The 21281-nt window shown below is 71.7% G+C and carries 18 protein-coding genes; 9 read left to right on the top strand and 9 right to left on the bottom strand.

What is annotated here, in order from left to right:
• Positions 1-50: 50 nt before the first annotated feature.
• Positions 51-2063 carry an FUSC family protein gene (locus SL103_RS23865; RefSeq protein ID WP_079145941.1) on the bottom strand — a complete coding sequence of 671 codons (2013 nt, stop codon included), beginning with the start codon at positions 2061-2063 and terminating at the stop codon, positions 51-53.
• A gap of 128 nt (positions 2064-2191) precedes the next feature.
• Between SL103_RS23865 and SL103_RS23860 the strand changes: the two genes are divergently transcribed.
• Entirely contained in the window at positions 2192-2809 is a 618-nt protein-coding gene (locus SL103_RS23860; RefSeq protein ID WP_069570994.1) for a TetR/AcrR family transcriptional regulator, read from the top strand.
• Between the two features lie 43 nt (positions 2810-2852).
• Here the strand turns inward: SL103_RS23860 and SL103_RS23855 are convergent, their stop codons facing one another.
• The 4 genes from SL103_RS23855 to SL103_RS23840 all read right to left on the bottom strand — a co-directional run bounded on the left by SL103_RS23855 (position 2853) and on the right by SL103_RS23840 (position 6361).
• On the bottom strand, positions 2853-3164 hold the full coding sequence (locus SL103_RS23855) for a hypothetical protein (RefSeq protein WP_069570993.1): 312 nt from the start codon (positions 3162-3164) through the stop codon (positions 2853-2855).
• A gap of 394 nt (positions 3165-3558) precedes the next feature.
• Entirely contained in the window at positions 3559-4362 is an 804-nt protein-coding gene (locus tag SL103_RS23850; protein WP_069570992.1) for a DeoR/GlpR family DNA-binding transcription regulator, read from the bottom strand.
• 154 nt (positions 4363-4516) lie between these two features.
• The gene (locus tag SL103_RS23845) at positions 4517-5398 is read right to left on the bottom strand and encodes a class II fructose-bisphosphate aldolase (RefSeq protein ID WP_069570991.1); all 882 of its coding nucleotides are present in this window, start codon (positions 5396-5398) and stop codon (positions 4517-4519) included.
• 57 nt (positions 5399-5455) lie between these two features.
• Positions 5456-6361 carry an SIS domain-containing protein gene (locus tag SL103_RS23840; protein WP_069570990.1) on the bottom strand — a complete coding sequence of 302 codons (906 nt, stop codon included), beginning with the start codon at positions 6359-6361 and terminating at the stop codon, positions 5456-5458.
• Positions 6362-6732: 371 nt separating this feature from the next.
• Between SL103_RS23840 and SL103_RS23835 the strand changes: the two genes are divergently transcribed.
• Positions 6733-8202: a sugar porter family MFS transporter gene (locus tag SL103_RS23835; RefSeq protein ID WP_069570989.1), complete on the top strand. Its 1470-nt coding sequence runs from the start codon at positions 6733-6735 to the stop codon at positions 8200-8202.
• An 88-nt stretch (positions 8203-8290) separates the two neighbouring features.
• On the opposite strand, the gene SL103_RS23830 is transcribed toward SL103_RS23835, so the two are convergent.
• Positions 8291-8590, bottom strand: coding sequence for a YciI family protein (locus SL103_RS23830; RefSeq protein WP_069570988.1), 300 nt, complete (start codon positions 8588-8590; stop codon positions 8291-8293).
• Positions 8591-8673: 83 nt separating this feature from the next.
• Positions 8674-10098 (bottom strand): amidase, encoded by a 1425-nt coding sequence (locus SL103_RS23825; RefSeq protein ID WP_069570987.1) that lies wholly within the window; start codon positions 10096-10098, stop codon positions 8674-8676.
• 141 nt (positions 10099-10239) lie between these two features.
• Here SL103_RS23825 and SL103_RS23820 point away from each other — a divergent pair, with 141 nt between their 5' ends.
• Entirely contained in the window at positions 10240-10944 is a 705-nt protein-coding gene (locus SL103_RS23820) for an endonuclease V (RefSeq protein ID WP_069570986.1), read from the top strand.
• Positions 10945-10975: 31 nt separating this feature from the next.
• On the opposite strand, the gene SL103_RS23815 is transcribed toward SL103_RS23820, so the two are convergent.
• On the bottom strand, positions 10976-12166 hold the full coding sequence (locus SL103_RS23815) for a saccharopine dehydrogenase family protein (RefSeq protein WP_069570985.1): 1191 nt from the start codon (positions 12164-12166) through the stop codon (positions 10976-10978).
• Between the two features lie 449 nt (positions 12167-12615).
• On the opposite strand from SL103_RS23815, the gene SL103_RS23810 reads away from it, so the two are divergent.
• Positions 12616-14061, top strand: a complete 1446-nt coding sequence (locus SL103_RS23810; RefSeq protein WP_244304189.1) for a sialate:H+ symport family MFS transporter — start codon at positions 12616-12618, stop codon at positions 14059-14061.
• 31 nt (positions 14062-14092) lie between these two features.
• On the opposite strand, the gene SL103_RS23805 is transcribed toward SL103_RS23810, so the two are convergent.
• Positions 14093-14833 (bottom strand): MgtC/SapB family protein, encoded by a 741-nt coding sequence (locus tag SL103_RS23805; RefSeq protein WP_069574056.1) that lies wholly within the window; start codon positions 14831-14833, stop codon positions 14093-14095.
• 164 nt (positions 14834-14997) lie between these two features.
• Between SL103_RS23805 and SL103_RS38030 the strand changes: the two genes are divergently transcribed.
• The 5 genes from SL103_RS38030 (at position 14998) to SL103_RS23785 (ending at position 21268) form a co-directional block, all read left to right on the top strand.
• Positions 14998-15156: a hypothetical protein gene (locus SL103_RS38030; RefSeq protein ID WP_164492888.1), complete on the top strand. Its 159-nt coding sequence runs from the start codon at positions 14998-15000 to the stop codon at positions 15154-15156.
• Between the two features lie 178 nt (positions 15157-15334).
• Positions 15335-16516, top strand: coding sequence for a CaiB/BaiF CoA transferase family protein (locus SL103_RS23800; RefSeq protein ID WP_069570983.1), 1182 nt, complete (start codon positions 15335-15337; stop codon positions 16514-16516).
• Between the two features lie 98 nt (positions 16517-16614).
• Positions 16615-17757 carry an acyl-CoA dehydrogenase family protein gene (locus SL103_RS23795; protein ID WP_069574055.1) on the top strand — a complete coding sequence of 381 codons (1143 nt, stop codon included), beginning with the start codon at positions 16615-16617 and terminating at the stop codon, positions 17755-17757.
• 59 nt (positions 17758-17816) lie between these two features.
• Positions 17817-19031 (top strand): acetyl-CoA C-acetyltransferase, encoded by a 1215-nt coding sequence (locus SL103_RS23790; protein WP_069570982.1) that lies wholly within the window; start codon positions 17817-17819, stop codon positions 19029-19031.
• 32 nt (positions 19032-19063) lie between these two features.
• Complete coding sequence (locus tag SL103_RS23785) at positions 19064-21268, top strand: 3-hydroxyacyl-CoA dehydrogenase NAD-binding domain-containing protein (protein ID WP_069570981.1); 2205 nt, start codon at positions 19064-19066, stop codon at positions 21266-21268.
• Positions 21269-21281: the final 13 nt, after the last annotated feature.

Genomic DNA, 21281 nt, shown 5'->3' with positions numbered 1-21281 from the left:
CCTTCCGCAGGTCGCCGGCCGCCGCGCGGGCGGGCGGCCGGGCGCGCGGTTCAGGCGGCCAGCGCCGGCGCCGAAAGCCGCCGGACCAGACCGGCCAGCACACGATGACCCCGCTGCTCGGCGTGCGCGATCCGCTCCTCCGGCAGGGCACGCTGCCACCACTCGCCGGACGCCACCTCAGCGGCCTCACGCAGCTCGACCAACGCACCGACCAGCCGGTCCCGCGCCCAACCGGCCTCCAGGGCGTCGTCCACCCCTCCTGCTCCTGCCGTCACCGCCGCCAGCAGCCGGGAGGCGGCGGCCTCCGCCTGCGCCACCCGCTCCAGAGCGACATCGATACGGTCCGCCGCCCGCCGATTCGTCACCGCAATGCAGCAGGCCAGGCCCACCCCCGCACCCACCACGGTGTCGATCCAGCGGTCCGCGATCAGCGTCGTGGCCGGCAGATGGCTGCCGAATTCGGTCAACAGCAGGGCCATGGGCGTGACCCACACCGAGCCCAACCAGTAGTTACGGGTGATGCACGCCTCCGCGCCGAGCTGGAAGGCCAGCGTCAGCGCGATCATCGCGAGCTGCCCGGTGTGGATCAGCGGCAGCAGCGCGGTGAACAGCCCCAGCCCGAGCAGATTGCCGAGGGTGCGCTGCAGCGCGCGCTGCCAGGACAGGGTGGTGTTGGCCTGGTAGATGGAGGCGGCGGTGACCACGGCCCAGTACGGGTGCCCGACACCGACCGCCATCGACGCCCAGCCCGCCAGCGCACACCCGATGGCTACCCGCGCCCCTATCGGCAGCAGCGGGGAACCGGGCGCGAGCCGGGCGAGAACGGCCCGCAGCCCCCGCGGCCGCCCCGGCGCGGGCCGGCGCAACCCCGCGTCTCCCGCCCCGCCGAGTTCGCCCCCGCCCGCGGCCGCTGCGTGCCCCGCGAGGTGCGCCGCAGCCCGTCCCGCGACGTGCCCGCCGGCCGGTCGCGCGGCCCGCGCCGCACCCCCCTCCAGACTCTCCTCCACGGCCTCGATGCCCCGCAGCTCCTCGGCCTGCGCCGCCGACAGCGCAACCCACGGCAACGGACGCCCCCGCCGCAGGTCCCGCGCCCAGCCACGCAACCGCTCGACTTCGGCCTCCCGGTCCACCTGAGCGACGGGGGCCTCCCGGACCGCCCGACCGAGGGGAGGGAACGGGTTTGGCTCGCCCCCCACCCCGTCCTCCGCCTCCTTCCCGGCGCCGGCGCCGCCCAGCGCCGCCTCCGCGCGCACCAGCAGACGTTCGAGACCGGCACGCGCCGCGGCCTTCTCCGGCGTACGGGCGGGCGGGACCAGGAACAACGTGTGCCAGGCCGCATTCACGGCCGCCGCGGCGCCGTGCCGCGCCTGCGCCGCGGCACGAGCGCCCGGTGCGGCCCCACCCGCCGCCGTCCCGGCCGCCGCCGACTCCGTACGCAGCAGTCCCGCCGCGGCCTCCAGTGCCCGGGCGGTCGCGATCCGCTCCGGCCCCTGCGGCCTGACCAGCGCCGGCGCCATGCACACGAGCCAGGCAAGCGCACCGGTGCCGAGCGCCAGCCCCAGATGCAGCGGCACCTGTCCCAGCCGCTGCGGTACGAAGAAGGCCGAGGCGGCGATGAAGGTCAGGATGAGGTTCCCCGGCGGCCCGATCCGCGTCGCGTCGCAGACCATCTTGTGGGCCGCGGCGACCAGCGAGGCAAGGGCGACCAGCAGCGCCGTCGACGCCACGAGCGACGCGGCGGTCAACGCGATCCCCAGGCTGGCGACCATGCCCAGCACCACCCACGGCAGGGCGCGGGCGCGAGCGGCGTACGGCAGGCCGTGCGCGTACAGGGCGCACATCGCCCCGGCCGAGGTGTAGAGGATCAGATCCAGCCGGCCCAGGGCGTACAGAGCGGCATCGGGAATCGCCAGCGCCACGACAGCGCTGAGCGCCGGCTTGTGCCAGCTGTCGACGGGGCGGCGCAGCCGCACGGTGCTCCTGATCGGCAACGGCCGGGCACGCACCGTGCTCTCCGACCGCGCTCCCCCTCTGTTCCTTGCGGGCTTCGCGTGCTTCCCCATACCAAGAAGCTTAACAGGTGTTTTACTAGCGAAATATTTGCGCGCAACCGTGGGCCTGCCGGAGCCGGATTCCTGGCCGCCGTGAGCTGCGCTCCACCCGCGACGGCCGGGGGGGCGACAATGACCGGGTGCCATCCGCCAAGAAGAAGACGACCACTGCGAACGCCTCCCCGGAGCGCCGCCGCGAACTGCTCAACACCGCGGCCGAGGTCTTCGCCGCCCAGGGCTACAACGCCACGACCGTCCGTCGGATCGCCGACGAGGCCGGCATGCTCGCGGGCAGCCTCTACTACCACTTCGATTCCAAGGAATCGATGCTCGACGAGATCCTGTCCACGTTCCTGAACGAGCTGTGGGACGGCTACGACGCCGTACTGGCCGCCGGTCTCGGCCCCCGGGAGACGATCGAGGCGCTGGTCACCGAGTCCTTCCGGGAGATCGACCGACACCGCGCCGCGGTCGCCATCTACCAGAAAGAGGCCAGGCACCTCTCCGTCCAGCCCCGCTTCCGCTACCTGGTCGACTCGCAGCAGAAGTTCGAGAAGGCGTGGCTCGGCACGCTGGAGCGGGGCGTCGCCGACGGCGTCTTCCGCGCCGACCTGGACATCCGTCTCACCTACCGGTTCGTCCGCGACACCGTCTGGATCGCGGCGAGCTGGTACCGGCCGGGCGGTCGGCACAGCCCCGAGGAGATCGCCCGCCAGTACCTCTCCATGGTCCTGGACGGCATCGCACTGAGCGCCTGACCCCTACCTGCGCGCCGCCGAGGCCGGCGATGCTCCGCTCGGCTCAGCAGGGAGTGTTTCTCACGTACAGGGCGCGCGGCGTCGAGGTCGTCCCGTAACGGAAGTCCTTCGTCGCGCCCTTGGGCAGGCGCCCGTGCGGATCCGTGTGGTGCGGCACCACGACGATGAAGCACGAGGTGCGCTGGGTGCACAGGTTCGCCAGGCGGACGTACCGGTCGTGGCCCTTGTTGAAGTACTTCCGCACCTTCACGCACTGCGGCGAGCTACCGGCCGCGGCGGCATCCGAGGCGGTGGCCACGGTCAGCGAGGCACTGCACGCCACCGCCGCCAGCACTATGGCCGTGATCTTTCGCATGTGATCTCCCCCGAGAAGAACTCAGAATCAGACACCCCCGCGAACCCGTTCCGGGTTCGCACGTTCATTCCCCATTGTCCATGCCCGCCCAGCAAAACCAGCCCCGGGTGCCACACGGGTACACAACCGCGACAAAGGAGCCCCCTCGTCGGTGCCCGCGCTGCCCTGCCGCAGAGCCGCCCGCAAGCCCATCGCCTCGCGGACACCGATACCGGCAGCGCCCACACGGCTACCGACAGTGCCCACACGGCCGCCGACCGCGCCCCGCCCACTTGGCCGGCTGGTGCCCTGCCCCGCAAGCGAGCTCCCTGCCCGTCGAGCTGCGATTCACAGCGCAATCACCAGGTATCTCCCTGTGTGTACCTCTATGGGGAGGTTCTCCTGGCGACCCGTGTCACTCGGTGACGGACGGCCGGGCCGTCACCACTTTCAGGCCCCGGTCCGCGAATTCGCGGCGGGTTGCCTCTCTCGCGCCGCTGTCCGTGATGAACGTGTCGAAGACATCCGCGTCGCCGACGCGGGCGAAGCACCGTTCGCCGATCTTCGAGGAGTCCGCGACGACCACCGCACGCCGGGCACGCTCTGCCATCAGGCGGTTGACGCGGGCCTCCGCCTCGTCATGGACCGTCGCCCCCATCATCGGGTCCACGCCGTTCGCACCGATGAACGCGATGTCGACGGAGATCTGCTGCAGCACCAACTCGCTGAACGGACCCACCAGTTCGAACGACCGTGAGTGAGCCACCCCTCCCGTGAGCACGATCTTGATCTGCGGTCGTACCGCCAGCTCATTGGCGATGTTGAGGGAATTGGTGACGATCGTCAGATGCGGTTGCGGGCCCGCCTCCGCGAAGTCCGGACGTGTGGCCAGTACCCGGGCGATGGCAGTGGTCGTCGTGCCACCGCTCAGCCCGACGACGTCCCCCCGCTCGACCAGCTTCGCCGCGGCCCTCGCCACCGCCTCCTTCTCCTCCGACCGGTGCGCGTGCTTGTAGCGGATCGGCAGGTCGTACGCCACCGAGCTGAGCACCGCCCCGCCCCGGGTGCGGGTCAGCAACTGCTGCTCGGCCAGAGCATCCATGTCCCGCCGCATCGTGGCGGCCGACACCTCCAGAGCGGTGGCCGCCTCGTCGACCTCCACCCGGCCCCGCTCCCCGAGCAGCTCGAGCAAGGCGTTCATCCGTTCATGGCGCTTCATAGCGCGAGCCTAATTCGTTCCGACCAGCCACGATGACCGCCGGTAGACCTCCTTGCAGTGCTCTTTCCTGTGGGGCTCGTCCTTGCGCTGCGCGTCCTCCATCCGGCTCCTTCTCCCTCCGAGGGGCGGGCCGGCCCCCGTCCCGGGTCGAGCCTCAGCCCCGGGCCGGGGCCTGGGCGGCGTACTGACCCGGCACGGTCGCCGGGGTGCCCAGCACGCCCAGCAGCCGTGCGGCCTCCTCCGCCACTGCCTCCCGGGCCGGCTTGACGTACTTCCGGGAGTCGACCAGTGAAGGATCCGCGCCCAGCGTCTGCCGTATCGACTGGGTGAAGACCGAGACCAGATGCGTCGAAATATTGATCTTCGTCATGCCGGCGGCGATGGCGCGACGCAGCTCGTCGTCCGGCACACCGGAGGATCCGTGCAGCACCAGCGGCACCGGCAGAGTCCTGTGCAGCGCCGCGATGAGGTCCTTGTCCAGGACGGCCGTGCGCTGATGCATCGCATGCGACGAGCCGACGGCCACGGCAAGGGCATCCACCCCTGTCGCGCGGACGAACGCCAGGGCCTCGTCCGGGTCCGTGCGCACCCCCGGCGCGTGCACCCCGTCCTTGCCGCCCACCTCACCGAGTTCCGCCTCGACGTACGCCCCCTGTTCGTGGCACCAGGCGGTCAGTTCGGCGGTGGTGGCGACGTTCTCTTCGTAGGGGAGCGCGGAGGCGTCCACCATGACCGACCCCACTCCGGCGGACACGCCCTGGTGGACCAGCTCCGCGTCGGTGATGTGATCGAGGTGCACCGCGATCCGGGCGCCGGAACCCTCGGCGAGGGCGAGGGTGGCGCGGGTGAGAGGCAGCAGACTGCCGTGATAGCGGACGCAGTTCTCGCTGATCTGGAGGATCAGCGGAATGCCGGTGCGCTCGGCGGCGGTGACCAGGGCCTCGGCGGTTTCCAGATGGATGACGTTGAAGGCCGCGGCGCCGACTTGCGCCTCGCGCGCCGCGTCGATGAGGGAGGAGGTGGGAACGAGGGGCATGGGACGGTGACTCCCTTGCGGATGGGGCGAGTTGGTGGGGGTGCGCGGGGGCGGTGGCTATGAGGTGGCCGAGGGTTCGAGCATCACGGAGCGCGTCAGGCTGCGCGGGTTGTCCGGGTCCAGGCCGCGGGCGCGGGCCCGTTCCAGCGCCACTCGCTGGACCAGCACCAGGTCGGCCAGCGGATCACGTGCATGGCACACGAAGCGCGCGCCCGTCCGCGTCACGTCGCCCTCCAGCCCGTCCGGCGCCTGGCCGAACAGCCAGGTCACCCGGCCCGGTGCGGCTATCGCGATCGGGCCGTGGCGGTACTCCATCGCCGGGTAGGACTCCGTCCAACTCTGCGACGCCTCCCGCATCTTGAGGGCTGCCTCGTTGGCGAGGCCGTAGGTCCAGCCCGTGCCGAGGAAGGAGAACTGCTCGGCTTCCACCCACTCCTTCTCCACGGGGACGGACAGCGCGTCCCGTGCATCGGCCACGGCCTGGGAGGTGTCCTGTCCCAGGTGGGCCCGCAGCAGTGTCAGTGCGGTGGTCGCGAAGCGGGTCTGGACCACCGATTTCTCGTCGGCGAAGGGCAGCGCGATCGTCTCGTCGGAGAGCGTGACCGCCGGCGTCTCGGGATCACCGATGAGCGTCACCGTCGGGATGCGCCCCTTGACGGCGTCGAGCACGCGGAGCACCTCGGTCGTCGTGCCCGAGCGCGTGATCGCGATCACCGCGTCATAGCCGCGATCGCTGCCGAGGAACGCCTCGGAAGCGGCGAACGGGTCCGTGACCCCGAGCCCGGCACCCTCGCGCAGTGCCGCGTACGACTGCGCCATGAACCACGAGGTGCCGCAGCCGACCACGGCGACGCGCTGCCCGGGCCGGGGCAGAGGGCCGGCTGCGGCGCCGATCCGCGCGGCCTCCTGCCAGGTCTCCGGCTGGCTCTGTAGTTCCTGCTCCATGTACGAGGTCTCGCTCATGGCCCACCCTCCCGTGATGTGAAACGGCCCGACGTTCGCGCAGCGACCGGCGATCGAGGTCCGACGGCTGCTGCGTGAAACTGCAACTTTGTGCGTTGGTGCAATCGACTGTACGCAGAATCGCGCTTGCGTTCCATCCCTCGAACGAGTGGATGCTCCAGAGGGGGGAGGTGGGTATCTGTGCTGGTGGGGTCCTAAGGGCACCCCTGGCGCGGGGGTTCGGGGTGGTGGGTGCGTAGATGGCGGGGCGCCAAGGAGCGCGGAGATCGTCTGTTGACAGCTGCGTGAAAGTGACCGAATACTCGCAAGATCAGTCATGCAGGTGCAGTCAGTCCTGCAGTAAGGCCGCTCCGCCGCACAAAGGACGTCTCATGTCCATTGCCTCCGTCTCCGCGACCCCACCGACGCCCCCCACGCCGTCCTCACGGCCCGCACGCCCCACCGGTCGGCTGTTCGCGCTCACCGGCGCCGTCGTAGGCGTCATCTACGGCTACGACACCGGCAGCATCTCCGGGGCCCTGGTGTTCCTGAGCAAGGACTTCCACCTCAGCGAGGCCGAGAAGGGCCTCGTCAACAGCATCCTGGTGTTCGGCTCCATCGTCGGCGCGCTGCTCGGCGGCAAACTCGCCGACGCCCTCGGCCGGAAGGCCGCGATGCTGATCGTCGCGGCCTCGTACGCGGTGTTCGTCGCGTGCTCCGCGCTCGCGCCCAACGTCCTCGTGCTGGACATCGTCCGCTTCCTGCTCGGTATCGCCATCGGCATCTCGATCGTCGCCGCACCCCTCTACGTCGCCGAATCCACCCCGGCGCGGATCCGCGGCGCCTCGGTCGCCGCCTATCAGGTGGCCACGGTCGCCGGCATCGTCCTCACCTACTTCGTCAACTGGGGCCTGTCCGGCGGCGGTCACTGGCGCTGGATGCTCGGCCTCTCCGCGATCCCCGCGGCACTCGTGCTGATCCCGCTGCTCAGGTTGCCGGACACCCCGCGCTGGTACGTCCTGAAGGGGCGTACGGAGCGGGCCGTCGAGGTCATGGCGATGACCGACCCGGACGTCGATCCGCGCACGGAGGTCGCGGTCGTGAGTGCCGCGCTGGCCCAGGAGAGCGGCGGATCGGTGCGCTCATTGCTGCGCAGGCCGTATGCCCGCGCCGCGTTCTTCGTCGTCGGCCTCGGCTTCTTCTGCCAGATCACCGGCATCAACGCGGTGACGTACTACAGCCCGCAGATCTTCGAGGAGATGGGCTTCACCGGCGACGGCCAGAGCTTCCTGCTGCCGTCCTTCGTGCAGCTCGCCTCGCTCGCCGCGACGGTGCTCGCCATCCTCGTCATCGACCGGCTCGGCCGCCGCGTGGTGCTGCTGTGCGGAATCGGCACCATGGTGCTGATGCTCGCGGTGCTGACCGCGGTCTTCGGGACGGGGACGCTGCAGGGCGCCACGACCTGGGTCGGCTTCGCCGCCATCCTGCTCTTCACCGCGGCCTTCAACTTCGGCTTCGGGTCGCTGATCTGGGTCTATGCGAGCGAGGCGTTTCCCGCCCAGCTGCGCTCCACCGGGGCGTCGGTGATGCTCACCGCCGACCTCGTCGCCAATCTCCTGATCGCCCAGTTCTTCCCCTCATTGATGGCCTGGGCGGGCGCGGCACGGACCTTCGCGGGCCTCGGGGTCCTCGCACTCGCCGCCCTGGTCTTCGCCGCCGTCACCGCACCCGAGACCAAGGGCCGCCAGTTGGAGGAGATCCAGGACTACTGGCGCAACGGGGGGCGCTGGCCACGGACACCGGTGCCGGAACCCGTGAGTCCGGGCGCGCTGGGCAGTGGATCGGTGCCGCCGAGCCCGTGACCCGGCGCATGCGCGAGGGGCACCCGTGGGCAGCATGCCGCCGGGTGCCCGAATTCTGCGCGCGACGGAGGGTTGTGCGTGACGGAGGTCAGGAGGGCAGCTGCTCCCGGTACGTCTCCAGTGCCGGTGCGGTCGTGGTCGCCACGAACTCAGTGATCCGGTACGAGCACACCCCGGCCAGGGTGAACGGGTCCTCGGCCACGATCCGTTCCACGGTCGCCCGGTCGACACCGGCGGCGAGGATCACGCCCCCGTCACGTGGCACCTTGCGGCCGGCGGCGATGAAGTGCCCTGCGGCGTATTCCTTGTGCAGCCACTGCACGTGGTCCTCAAGGACGGCGTCGACGCGGTCGAGGGACGCGGTGTAGGTCAGTTCCAGTACGAACATGGACGCAATATAGAGGAGCGGCGGCGGCGCCTCCCGGTCGGTCGCCGGGACGGCGCGGGCCACCGGAGCAGGCCGTACGGGAGTCAGCGGGCCCCGCCGAGGCCGGGGCGGCGTCGGCCGTGCCGTGTCGCGCGCTCATAGGCATGACCCGCCTGGAGAACGGCGAGGTCGGCGCGCGGCGCGCCGATGAACTGCAGCCCCACCGGCAGTCCCGCCGGTGTGAAGCCCGCGGGAACCGAGAGGGCCGGCACACCGAGGACGGAGACCAGGTAGGCGGACCGCATCCAGTCCAGATACGTCTCGGTGGGGCGGCCCGCGACCTCCTGGGGATACTCCAGTTCCGCGTCGAACGGAGTGACCTGGCTGACCGGGGCGAGCAACAGGTCGTACCGGGAGAAGAAGTCCAGCGTCCCGAGGTGCAGTCGGCTGCGGGTCGCGGTAGCCGTGACGAGGTCGGCCGTGGTCAGCCGGCGGCCCTCCTCGACGTTCCGGGCGAGGCTCGGCTTGAGGGCCTCCCGGTCGGTGTCGAGCAGGCTGCCCAGGGCGAGGTCGAAGCTGTGGGCGCGCAGCGTACGGAAGGTCTCATCGGCCCCGGTGAGGTCCGGGCAAGCGAAGTCGACGCGGCAGCCCAGCTCCTCCAGGACGCGTAGCTGAGGCTCCAGAACGGCGAGCACGTCCGGGTCGGCCGGCGCGGCCCCTCCCAGGTCAGGCGTCCAGGCGACGCGCAGCCCGCGCAGCTCACGGTCGAGCGGCACCCGGAACGCCGCGCCGGGTGTCTCCAGAGCGATGGGGCAGCGCGGGTCCGGCCCGGCCATCGCCGACAGCAGCAGCGCCGTATCGGCGACCGTCCGCCCCATGGGCCCGGGGACCGACAACGTGTCCCAGAGATCGCCGCCCGGCTGCGGAGGAACCCGGCCCGGTGTCGGCCGCAGCCCGACGACGTTGCAGAAGGACGCCGGGTTGCGCAGCGATCCGCCCATGTCGCTGCCGTCGGCGAGCGGTTGCAGCCCGGCCGCCAGCGCCGCGGCGGCGCCGCCACTGCTGCCGCCCGCCGAGCGGCTGGGGTCGTACGGGTTGCGCGTCGTACCGAAGACGCGGTTGAAGGTGTGCGAACCTGCCGCGAATTCCGGGACGTTGGTCTTGCCGAGGCGGATCGCGCCGGCCCGCTGGAGGCGGTCGACCACCACATCGTCCTCGTCGGGGACGTGGTCGGCGAAGAGCGGCGAGCCGAACGTCGTGCGCAAACCGCGAGTGAGGTGGGTGTCCTTGAAGGCGATCGGCAGACCGTGCAGCGGCGGCACCTCCGACCCGCGGGCCAGGCGTGCGTCGGCCTCCGCCGCGGCGGCCAGCGCGCCCTCGGCGTCTAGCGTCACGATGGCGTTGACGGCCGGATTGACCTGCTCGATCCGGTCCAGATGGGCCTGTACGACCTCCCGGGCGGAGATCTCACGGCGGCGCAATCGGGCGGCGAGGTCGGTGGCGTCGAGGTGGTGGAGTGCGTCGGTCATGAGGACCTCCGGCGGCGTCGGCACCCTGCGAAGGGACCGGAGCGGGCGTACTCATTCACCGTACCGAGGGCCACTGACAACGAACCGGCCGTCGGTCCTCGGCCGCCGGCTCGCTCACCGGTTCGGTAGCGTGAGGGCACCATGGACACACCCGGCACGATCTCCTGCGACGAGGAACTGCGGCACTGGCCGTCCGACGAGGCCCAGGCGCGCGCGGTCCAGGACCGGTTGCGGTCCTCGGTACGGCTCGACGAGTCCGGGCCGCAACCGGGCTTCGCCGGCACGGTGGTGGGGGTGGACGTCGCCTACGACGACGAGCGCGACGTCGTCGCCGCGGCCGCCGTCGCCCTGGATGCCCGGAGTCTCGCCGTCGTCGACGAGGCCACGGCCGTCGGGCAGGTCTCCTTCCCGTACGTGCCCGGGCTGCTCGCCTTCCGCGAGATTCCCACCGTCATCGACGCCCTCGCCCGGCTCACCCGCGTCCCTGACCTGGTGGTCTGCGACGGATACGGGCTGGCGCACCCGCGCCGCTTCGGGCTCGCCAGCCACCTGGGGGTGCTGACCGGGCTGCCCACCATCGGGGTCGCCAAGAACCCCTTCACCTTCCGGTACGCCCCGCCGGGACCGGAGCGCGGCGCGACCTCCCCGCTCCTCGACGGCGACGAGGAGGTCGGTCGCGCGCTGCGCACCCAAAAGGGCGTCAAGCCGGTCTTCGTCTCGGTGGGGCACCGGGTCGACCTCGACCGGGCGTGCGCCCACACGCTCCGCCTGGCGGCCGCGTACCGGCTGCCGGAGACGACCCGGGCCGCCGACTCGCTGTGCCGCAAGGCCCTGGCGGGCGCCTGACGCCGCGGCGAGCGGGCAGCGGAACCGGTGACTACCCCTCGCGGACCACACGGAAGACGATGCCCGCCCGTTGGAGACGTGCCGTCAGCGCCTCCCCCATGGCGACCGCGGTCGTCACCTGGCCCGAGGTCTCCGGCAGGTCGTCGAAGGCCAGGCTGAGCGCCGACTCGGCCAGCATCTTCGCCGTCTCGTCGTAGCCGGGGTCGCCGCCCGAGACCTCGGTGATCAGGTGTTTGCCGCCGCCGGAGGCGACGAAGCGCACCGTGAACCAGCTGCGCGCGCGGCGCTCCGGGCTCGGCCCGTCGCCCGGCTCCAGACGGCCGGACAGCCAGCGCCGGGCGGGCGGCACCTGCGCCAGCGCGCACAGCGCGCCCGCCCCCAGGGCCCCGCCGACAGCGATCGGCAGCCGCCGCACACCGGCGTAGTGGCGATAGCGGAAGTCGGGCCCGTAGCGGTCCAGCGCGGCCGCGGAGCGGGCGATGATCTGCGGATCGAGGGTGGGCAGCGGTACGCCCCAGGTGCCCGTCTCGCCGCTCCTGATGGGCGGGCCGAACGGCGCGCGGATCGTGCGGCCCGCCGGACGCGGCTCCACCCGCTGTCGCTCGCGCGCCGCCCGGGCCATGGCCACCGGACGGGAGGCGACGGTCAGCGCGGAGGCCAGGGTGCCACCGGAGAACGTCGCGTTGGAGCGTACGAAGCCGTCGATGCGCAGCGGGACGCCCTCGGGGAGCAGCCCCACCGTGTAGCGGACCCCGAGGTCGTGCGGGACGGAGTCGAACCCTCCGGCGTGTATCAGGCGCGCGCCGGAACTGCGGGCCGCCGCATCGTGCCGCAGGTACATCCGGTCGATGAATTCCGGCTCGCCCGTGAGATCGACGTAGTCGGTGCCGGCCGCGGCGCAGGCGGCGACGAGCGGCTCGCCGTGGAGCAGATACGGGCCGACGGTCGTCGCCACCACCCGGGTGTCGGCGGCGAGGGCGCGCAGCGCCTCCCGGTCGCCGCTGTCGGCCCGCAGCAGCGGCACCTCGGCGCAGGCGGGGTGGAGCTTCGCCAACCGGTCGCGCAGTTGCTCCAGTTTGGCGAGGTTGCGTCCGGCCAGTGCCCAGCGGCATCCCTCGGGCGCGTGCGCGGCCAGGTACTCGGCGGTGAGGGCTCCGGCGAAACCGGTCGCGCCGTAAAGGACGAGGTCGTAAGCCCGCCCTGAGGTGTCCTGCCGTCGCATCCCGCGTCCTCTCAACCACCCTGTGACTGGTGTCCGGACCCTAGGCAGTGGCCGCCACTCCGTCAACGACGGGTCCCGGCCACCCCCTTGGTCACAGCGGTTCCGCGGGTGGCCGTCCGGCTCCGTCAGGGGGCCGGGGAGTGCCGGGCGCGGCGGAAGCGGTGGCGGCGGCGGGCAGTCTTGACAGGGCGTCACCGCGGGGCCACATTCACCGGTGGCACCGATGACGTAGGACGTCCGATATCTGGATTGCCGTTCGCTGTCCGTCCGTTGTCCGCCGGTGCGCACCGCGCAGCGTCCGCGCACCGGCTCTTCCTCCGTACCGCACCCCGCCTCGCACCTTCGCCGACGCCTGGAGGAGGCCGGTTGTTGTGATCACGCGCCCGCTGGACACCCCCGACAGGAAACCGCGCCGGTACCGGGAGATCACCCGGCGCCAGTGGAAGGCGATGTTCGCCGCCTGGATCGGCTACCTCCTCGACGGCTTCGACTTCGTCCTGATCACCCTGGTGCTGACCGACATCGCCGCGGACTTCCACCTCAGCACCGCCACCGCCGCCTCGCTGATCTCCGGCGCCTTCATCACCCGATGGCTGGGCGGCGCCGTCCTGGGAGCGCTGGGGGACCGCTACGGCCGCAAGGCCGCGATGATCACCAGCATCCTGCTGTACTCCCTCGGCACCTTCGCCTGCGGATTCGCCTGGGGGTACACCAGCCTGTTCGTCGCCCGGCTGGTGATCGGCCTCGGCATGGCGGGGGACTACAGCGCCGGTGTGACGTACGTGCTGGAGACCTGGCCCACCCGGTGGCGCAACCGCGCCTCCGGATTCCTGATCTCGGGATACGCGGGCGGCACGATCCTCGCGGCGGAGCTGTACAAGTGGGTGGTGCCCCACTGGGGCTGGCGCTGGATGTTCTGGATCGGCGTCCTTCCCGTCCTGGTCGCCCTCTGGGTGCGCAGGTCGCTGCCGGAGGCCGGGGACTGGCAGCGGGAGATCGGTACGGCCGGACCGGAGGCGGACCGTCCCAATCCGTTCCGCCCGCTCTTCACGGGACGCGCCCGTGCCTGGGGCAACACGGTCCTGGCGGCGGTCGCCTCGGTGGCGCTGTTCTGCGTCTTCACGCCCGTCGGCGTGGGCTGCGTCCCCTGGCTGTCGGCCGTCGCCGCGCTCTGCCTGATCGCCTTCGCCGTCCAACTGGGAGGCCGCCGGGGATGGCTGCTGTACGTGTCCCTGATGGTGACGGTGTTCGCCGCGTTCCTCTACAGCTGGCCCGTTCAGGCGCTGCTGCCCACCTACCTCAAGACCGACCTCGGGTTCGACCCGGATCAGGTCACCGACGTGATGTTCTACGCGGGCTTCGGCACGATGGCGGGCTGCTGGCTGGCCGGCTTCGTCGGTGACCGGTTCGGCACCCGGCGCGCCTACGCGGGAACCCTGCTGGCCTCCCTCGCCTTCGTCTTCCCGGTCTTCGCGGTGCGCGACAGCCTGCCGGCGCTCGGTGTGCTGGTCTTCGGGCTGCTCGCGCTCGGCCAGGGCATCTCCGGCATCCTGCCGAAGTACCTCGCGGGCCATTTCCCGACCGCGGTCCGCGCCGCCTCTCTGGGCTTCGTCTACAACGTCGGTGCACTGGGCGGGGCGGTGGCACCCGTCCTCGGCGCCCGTCTGGCCGACGGCATGACCCTGGGGCGGGCGCTCGCGGTGCTCACCTTCGGGCTGACGCTCGTCGTCATCCTCCTGGTGGGCGGCGACGTGCCGCAGCGGCTGGGACGGCTGGTGGACCGTCAGGCACCGGCCGACCACCTCGTCCCGGCGGGCGGGGGAGCGGCCGCCGTCCCGCCGGAGGCGGATCGGGGCGGCCCGGGCGCCGGGGCGGTGCCGCCGGGCCCGGTGTAGTGGCACCCGGGGGCGGGGCGGGCGCCCGGTGTCACTCGGTGTGGTCGGCCGGCCGCCCGAGCCCCACCCAGCGCACGCCGTCCAGCTCGGACACCGACTCGACCAGCGGGTACGTGGGCGCAACGCCTTCCAGACGGAGCATCACCTCGGCCTCACTCCCGGCCGCTTCGTCGCCGGTGTCCACCTGGACGTCGGTCACCCGGAAGCCGCTGCTGGTGCACAGCTCCAACATCCGCCCCAGCAGTCCGTGTTGCGGGCGGTACAGGACCCGCAGGTCGGCGCGGGTGAGGGACGGCTTCGACGGGATCCGGTCCGACACCTTCGAGAAGCCGCGGACGATGAGGAAGTGCACCGCGGTGCAACCGATGGCGAGCAGCGGCAGGCCCCCGCCGCACGCCATGCCGATCGCGCAGGTCAGCCAGATGGTGGCGGCCGTCGTCAGCCCGCGGACCGCGTCCTTCCTGACGAAGATCAGGCCCCCGCCGATGAAGCCGATGCCCGAGACGACCTGCGCGGCCACCCGGGACGGGTCGAGCGACACACCGTCGACGCCCAGCAGCGCCCCGAAGCCGTGGATCGACACCTCCATGAACAGCGCGCTGCCCACGCCGACGAGCGTGTGGGTGCGCAGTCCGGCGCTCTTCTGCCTCGCCTCGCGTTCGAGGCCGATCAGCGAGGACAGCACCAGCGCGAGCGCGAGTTCGGTGAACTGGCGCGGCCCCTGGCCGGCGTGGAAGTCGAACAGTGCGGCGGCGAGTTGCGAGGGGGACATGGCGCCCATTGTCCCCCCGGTCGGAGCCGGTCCTCCGGCGCTGCGCGGGCCGTTGTCAGTGGCCGCCGTTAGCGTGGATTGCGTTGGTCGGCCCGCGCGCGGCGAGCGCGGCGCCGGGCGGCATCGCAGAGGGTGCCGTACGGGGGACGGACGTGGAGGAGCGCATGAACACGGCGGTGTGGCAGTCGGTGGCGGTACGGGAGCGGCGGCGGGTCCCGGTGGCGGAGCAGGCCGTCCCGCCGGCCGGGCTGCGCTGCGACCGGACGGCGGCGTCCCGCGGCATAGCCCCGAAGAAGCTCATCGCCGAGCTCGACGGGGGATAGCGGCGCAGCGGCAGACAGCGCGCGAAGGCCCGTGACGGCGAGGGTGAGGGAGCCTCGTCGGCGCGGGCCTTTTCCGCGGTCGCCACTTGGCACGGGGGTCTTGTGGAAAGTGGAACACGTTCTTAACATCACGAGTGTTACATCAGAAGTGTCACAGTGCGGAAGGGCATGGGGCGCGATGACGGAGTCAGCGAACGGCCCGCTGAGCGGGGTGCGGGTGGTCGAACTCGCCGGCATCGGCCCCGGCCCGTTCGCGGCCATGCTGCTGGCCGATCTCGGCGCCGACGTCGTCCGTGTCGACCGGCCCGGAGGCGCCGGGCTGCGCATCGACCCCGCGTACGACGTCACCAACCGCAACAAGCGCTCGGTGCTGGTCGACCTGAAGACGCCGGACGGGGTCGCCCAGGTGCTGGAACTCGCCGAGCGAGCCGATGTGCTGGTGGAGGGTTACCGCCCGGGTGTGGCCGAGCGGCTCGGCGTGGGCCCGGAGGAGTGCCTGGCACGCAACCCCCGGCTCGTCTACGGCCGGATGACCGGCTGGGGCCAGCAGGGGCCGCTCGCCGACACCGCGGGACACGACATCGGCTACATCGCCATCACCGGAGCCCTGGGCATGATCGGTCCGCCCGACGGCCCGCCCGCCATCCCCGCCAACCTCCTCGGCGACTTCGCCGGCGGCTCCCTCTACCTGGTCATCGGCGTCCTCGCCGCCCTCCGGCACGCCCGCGCCGAGGGCGGCGCGGGCCAGGTCGTGGACGCCGCCATCGTCGACGGCACGGCCCATCTGACGGCGATGATCCACGGCATGCTGGCGGCGGGCGGATGGCAGGACCGCCGCGGGGCCAACCTGCTGGACGGCGGGACGCCGTTCTACGGCACGTACGAGACCGCCGACGGCGGTCACATGGCGGTCGGGGCGCTGGAGAAGCGGTTCTACGGCGAGTTCATCCGCCTGCTGGGCATCGAGGACGAGGCGCCCGACCGGGACGATCCCGCCGCCTGGGACGACCTCCGTACGGCCATCGCGGCCCGCTTCAAGACCCGGACGAGAGCGGAATGGACCGCGGTCTTCCAGGAGTCCGACGCCTGTGTGGCGCCCGTGCTGTCGCTGCGCGAGGCCCCGCAGCACCCGCATCTCGCCACCCGCGGCACCTTCGTCGACCACGACGGCATCACCCAGCCCGCGCCCGCCCCCCGCTTCTCGCGGACGCCCGCGGCGGTCCGCCGACCGCCCGCGCGCCCCGGAGCGGACACCGAGGAGATCGCCCGCGACTGGCAGGCGCCCGGCCTGCTCGCCCCCGCACCGGCCGGGCCGCCGGACAACGCGCCCGCCGCCCCGCACCGCGCCGAGCGGGAGTGACGATGCCCGGATGCCACCCCGCGCGGCCCGAGCCCGCCACGCTGACCGAGACCGTCGAGAACCGGCTCTGAGGAGGGCCCGCAGAGATGACCGCGCAGATGCAGCGCCAGATCTTCACCGAGGACCACGTGGCCTTCCGCGAGACGGTACGCACCTTCCTCGCCAAGGAGGTGACGCCGTACTACGAGCAGTGGGAGAAGGACGGCATCGTCAGCCGGGACGCCTGGCGCGCGGCCGGCAGACAGGGCCTGCTGGGGCTGGCCGTGCCCGAGGAGTACGGGGGCGGGGGCAACCCCGACTTCCGCTACAGCGCGGTCCTCGCCGAGGAGTTCACCCGCGCCGGCGCCGCCGGACTCGCGCTGGGCCTGCACAACGACATCATCGGCCCCTACCTCACCACCCTCGCCACCGACGAGCAGAAGCGCCGATGGCTGCCCGGCTTCTGCAGCGGCGAGATCATCACCGCCATCGCCATGACCGAGCCCGGCGCGGGCTCCGACCTCCAGGGCATCCGCACCACCGCCGAGGACCGCGGCGACCACTGGCTGCTCAACGGATCGAAGACCTTCATCTCCAACGGCATCCTCGCCGACCTCGTCATCGTCGTGGCCAAGACCACCCCCGAGGGCGGTGCGCACGGGCTGTCGCTGCTGGTCGTCGAGCGGGGTACGGACGGCTTCGAGCGCGGCCGGAACCTCGACAAGATCGGCCAGAAGTCCCAGGACACCGCCGAGCTGTTCTTCAACGACGTACGGGTCCCCAAGGAGAACCTGCTCGGTGAGCTCAACGGCGCCTTCATCCACCTGATGACCAACCTCGCCCAGGAGCGGATGGGCATAGCCGTCGCCGGGATCGCCGCCGCCGAACACCTGCTGGAGATCACCACCGACTACGTCAAGGAGCGCGAGGCGTTCGGGCGGCCGCTGTCGAAGCTTCAACACGTCCGCTTCGAGATAGCCGAGATGGCCACGGAGTGCGCCGTCACCCGCACCTTCCTCGACCGCTGCATCGTCGACCACTCGGACGGCAAGCTCGACGCCGTCCACGCGTCGATGGCCAAGTGGTGGGCCACCGAACTCCAGAAACGCGTCGCCGACCGCTGTCTGCAACTCCACGGCGGGTACGGCTACATGACCGAGTACCGCGTCGCCAGGGCCTTCACCGACGGACGCATCCAGACCATCTACGGCGGGACGACCGAAATCATGAAGGAGATCATCGGGCGCTCGCTGCTCGGCTGACCCTCCGCGCCGTGTCTTCCCGGGGACAGCCCCCGAAACCCCGCCAGAAAGGCTTACCAGTGAGCACCGAAGCGTACGTGTACGACGCGATCCGCACCCCGCGCGGCCGCGGCAAGGCCAATGGCGCACTGCACGGCACCAAGCCGATCGACCTGGTCGTCGGCCTGATCCACGAGGTGCGCAACCGCTTCCCCGGCCTCGACCCGGCCGCCATCGACGACATCGTGCTCGGCGTCGTCGGACCGGTCGGCGACCAGGGCTCCGACATCGCCCGGATCGCGGCGATCGCCGCCGGGCTGCCCGACACCGTCGCCGGCGTACAGGAGAACCGCTTCTGTGCGTCGGGTCTCGAAGCCGTCAACATGGCCGCCGCCAAGGTGCGTTCGGGCTGGGAGGACCTGGTTCTGGCGGGCGGCGTCGAATCCATGTCGCGGGTCCCGATGGCCTCCGACGGCGGCGCCTGGTTCGCCGACCCGATGACCAACTTCGACACCGGCTTCGTCCCCCAGGGCATCGGCGCCGACCTCATCGCCACCATCGAGGGCTACAGCCGGCGCGACGTCGACGAGTTCGCCGCGCTCTCCCAGGAGCGCGCCGCCGAGGCGTGGAAGGACGGGCGCTTCAACCGCTCCGTGGTCCCGGTGCGCGACCGCAACGGCCTGGTCGTCCTCGACCACGACGAGCACATGCGCCCCGGCACCACCGCCGACTCCCTCGCCGGGCTCAAGCCGTCCTTCGCCACCATCGGTGACGCCGGCGGCTTCGACGCGGTGGCCCTGCAGAAGTACCACTGGGTCGAGAAGATCGACCACGTCCACCACGCCGGCAACTCCTCCGGCATCGTGGACGGCGCGGCGCTCGTCGCCATCGGCTCCAAGGAGGTCGGCGAGCGCTACGGGCTCACCCCGCGGGCCCGTATCCTCGCGGCCGCGGTCTCCGGCTCCGAGCCGACGATCATGCTCACCGGCCCCGCGCCCGCCAGCCGCAAGGCGCTCGCCAAGGCCGGGCTGACCATCGACGACATCGATCTGGTCGAGATCAACGAGGCGTTCGCCGCCGTCGTACTGCGCTTCGTCAAGGACATGGGCCTGAGCCTGGACAAGGTCAACGTCAACGGCGGCGCCATCGCCCTGGGCCACCCGCTGGGCGCCACCGGCGCGATGATCCTGGGCACCCTCATCGACGAGCTGGAGCGGCAGGACAAGCGCTACGGCCTGGCCACTCTCTGCGTCGGCGGCGGCATGGGCATCGCCACCGTCATCGAGCGCCTCTGACCCCTCGTCCCACCCACTACGGAGAACGCACCATGAGTGAATCCGCAGCTTTGTCGACCATCCGCTGGGAACAGGACGAGACCGGCATCGTCACCCTGGTCCTGGACGACCCGGACCAGTCCGCCAACACCATGAACAACGCCTTCAAGACCTCCCTCACCGCGGTCGCCGACCGCCTGGAGGCCGAGAAGGACAACATCCGCGGCATCATCTTCACCTCCGCGAAGAAGACCTTCTTCGCCGGTGGCGACCTGCGCGACCTGATCGCCGTCACCCCCGCCCAGGCCCAGCGGGCCTTCGAGTCGGGCAACGGCATCAAGCGCGACCTGCGCCGCATCGAAACGCTCGGCAAGCCCGTCGTCGCCGCCATCAACGGCGCCGCGCTGGGCGGCGGTTACGAGATCGCGCTCGCCTGCCACCACCGCGTCGCCCTCGACACCCCCGGCACCAAGATCGGCCTGCCCGAGGTCACCCTCGGTCTGCTGCCCGCCGCCGGCGGTGTCACCCGCACGGTCCGGCTGCTCGGCATCGCCGACGCGCTGCTGAAGGTGCTGCTCCAGGGCACCCAGTACAGCGCCCCGCGCGCCAAGGAAGCCGGGCTGATCCACGACGTCGCGGCCACCCCCGAGGAACTGCTCGCCAAGGCCCGCGCCTTCGTCGACGAGCACCCCGAGTCCCAGCAGCCCTGGGACGTGAAGGGGTACCGCATCCCCGGCGGCACGCCCGCCCAGCCGAAGTTCGCGGCCAACCTCCCGGCCTTCCCGGCCAACCTCAAGAAGCAGCTCAACGGCGCCCCGTACCCGGCGCCGCGCAACATCCTCGCCGCGGCCGTCGAGGGCTCCCAGGTCGACTTCGAGACCGCGCAGACCATCGAGGCGCGGTACTTCGTCGAGCTGGTCACCGGCCAGATCTCCAAGAACATGATCCAGGCGTTCTTCTTCGACCTGCAGGCCGTCAACTCCGGCGCCAACCGCCCCAAGGACATCGAGCCCCGCAAGGTCGAGAAGGTCGCCGTCCTCGGCGCCGGCATGATGGGCGCGGGCATCGCCTACGCCTGCGCCAAGGCCGGCATCCAGGTCGTCCTCAAGGACGTCACCCCGGAGGCGGCCCAGAAGGGCAAGGCGTACTCGGAGGGGCTGCTCGCCAAGGCGCTCTCCCGGGGCCGCACGACCGAGCAGAAGCGCGACGAGCTGCTGGCGCGCATCACGCCCACCGCCGAGCCCAACGACCTCGCGGGCTGTGACGCCGTCATCGAGGCGGTCTTCGAGGACGTCGCCCTCAAGCGCAAGGTGTTCAAGGAGATCCAGCACATCGTCGCCCCCGACGCGCTGCTGTGCTCGAACACCTCGACCCTCCCCATCACGCTGCTGGCCGAGGGCGTCGAGCGCGACCAGGACTTCATCGGGCTGCACTTCTTCTCGCCGGTCGACAGGATGCCGCTGGTGGAGATCATCAAGGGCGGGCGGACCGGCGACGAGGCGCTGGCCCGCGCCTTCGACCTGGTCCGCCAGATCAAGAAGACCCCGATCGTCGTCAACGACTCCCGCGGCTTCTTCACCTCCCGGGTCATCGGCCACTTCATCAACGAAGGCGTGGCGATGGTCGGCGAGGGCCTCGACCCGGCCTCCGTCGAGCAGGCCGCCGCCCAGGCCGGCTACCCGGCCAAGGTGCTGTCGCTGATGGACGAGCTGACCCTGACCCTGCCCCGCAAGATCCGCGAGGAGACCAGGCGGGCGGCCGAGGAGGCCGGCGGCACCTGGCAGCCGCACCCGGCCGACGAGGTCATCGACCGGATGGTCGACGAGTTCGGCCGTCCCGGCCGCAGCGGTGGAGCCGGCTTCTACGAGTACGGCGAGGACGGCAAGCGCGCCGGCCTGTGGCCGGGCCTGCGCGAGCACTTCGCCAGGGAAGGGGCCGGCATCCCCTTCCAGGACATGCAGGAGCGGATGCTGTTCTCCGAGGCGCTGGACACCGTCCGCTGCTTCGAGGAGGGCGTCCTCACCTCCGTCGCCGACGCCAACATCGGCTCCATTTTCGGGATCGGCTTCCCGGGCTGGACCGGCGGCGTGATCCAGTACATCAACGGCTACCGGGGTGGGCCGGGGCGGGAGGACCTCGTCGGTCTGCCCGGGTTCGTGGCCCGCGCCCGTGAGCTGCAGGCGGCCTACGGCGACCGGTTCGCGCCGCCCGCGCTGCTGATCGACAAGGCCGAAAAGGGCGAGAAGTTCAGCGACTGACCGGCATCGGGGC

The organism is Streptomyces lydicus, assembly GCF_001729485.1.
Lineage (GTDB): Bacteria > Actinomycetota > Actinomycetes > Streptomycetales > Streptomycetaceae > Streptomyces > Streptomyces lydicus_D.
Note: the sequence above shows the minus strand (reverse complement) of the source record. Positions and strands in the feature narration are given on the sequence as shown.

Excerpts from the sequence above, each read along its gene's own strand:
- SL103_RS23840 (WP_069570990.1), bottom strand. The coding sequence starts at position 6,361 with ATGAGCGAGACCTCGTACATGGAGCAGGAACTACAGAGCCAGCCGGAG.
- SL103_RS23830 (WP_069570988.1), bottom strand. The coding sequence starts at position 8,590 with ATGTTCGTACTGGAACTGACCTACACCGCGTCCCTCGACCGCGTCGAC.
- SL103_RS23785 (WP_069570981.1), top strand. The coding sequence starts at position 19,064 with ATGAGTGAATCCGCAGCTTTGTCGACCATCCGCTGGGAACAGGACGAG.
- SL103_RS23825 (WP_069570987.1), bottom strand. The coding sequence starts at position 10,098 with ATGACCGACGCACTCCACCACCTCGACGCCACCGACCTCGCCGCCCGA.
- SL103_RS23835 (WP_069570989.1), top strand. The coding sequence starts at position 6,733 with ATGTCCATTGCCTCCGTCTCCGCGACCCCACCGACGCCCCCCACGCCG.
- SL103_RS23795 (WP_069574055.1), top strand. The coding sequence starts at position 16,615 with ATGCAGCGCCAGATCTTCACCGAGGACCACGTGGCCTTCCGCGAGACG.
- SL103_RS38030 (WP_164492888.1), top strand. The coding sequence starts at position 14,998 with ATGAACACGGCGGTGTGGCAGTCGGTGGCGGTACGGGAGCGGCGGCGG.
- SL103_RS23855 (WP_069570993.1), bottom strand. The coding sequence starts at position 3,164 with ATGCGAAAGATCACGGCCATAGTGCTGGCGGCGGTGGCGTGCAGTGCC.
- SL103_RS23810 (WP_244304189.1), top strand. The coding sequence starts at position 12,616 with ATGTTCGCCGCCTGGATCGGCTACCTCCTCGACGGCTTCGACTTCGTC.
- SL103_RS23850 (WP_069570992.1), bottom strand. The coding sequence starts at position 4,362 with ATGAAGCGCCATGAACGGATGAACGCCTTGCTCGAGCTGCTCGGGGAG.
- SL103_RS23815 (WP_069570985.1), bottom strand. The coding sequence starts at position 12,166 with ATGCGACGGCAGGACACCTCAGGGCGGGCTTACGACCTCGTCCTTTAC.
- SL103_RS23820 (WP_069570986.1), top strand. The coding sequence starts at position 10,240 with ATGGACACACCCGGCACGATCTCCTGCGACGAGGAACTGCGGCACTGG.
- SL103_RS23865 (WP_079145941.1), bottom strand. The coding sequence starts at position 2,063 with ATGGGGAAGCACGCGAAGCCCGCAAGGAACAGAGGGGGAGCGCGGTCG.
- SL103_RS23845 (WP_069570991.1), bottom strand. The coding sequence starts at position 5,398 with ATGCCCCTCGTTCCCACCTCCTCCCTCATCGACGCGGCGCGCGAGGCG.
- SL103_RS23800 (WP_069570983.1), top strand. The coding sequence starts at position 15,335 with ATGACGGAGTCAGCGAACGGCCCGCTGAGCGGGGTGCGGGTGGTCGAA.
- SL103_RS23805 (WP_069574056.1), bottom strand. The coding sequence starts at position 14,833 with ATGTCCCCCTCGCAACTCGCCGCCGCACTGTTCGACTTCCACGCCGGC.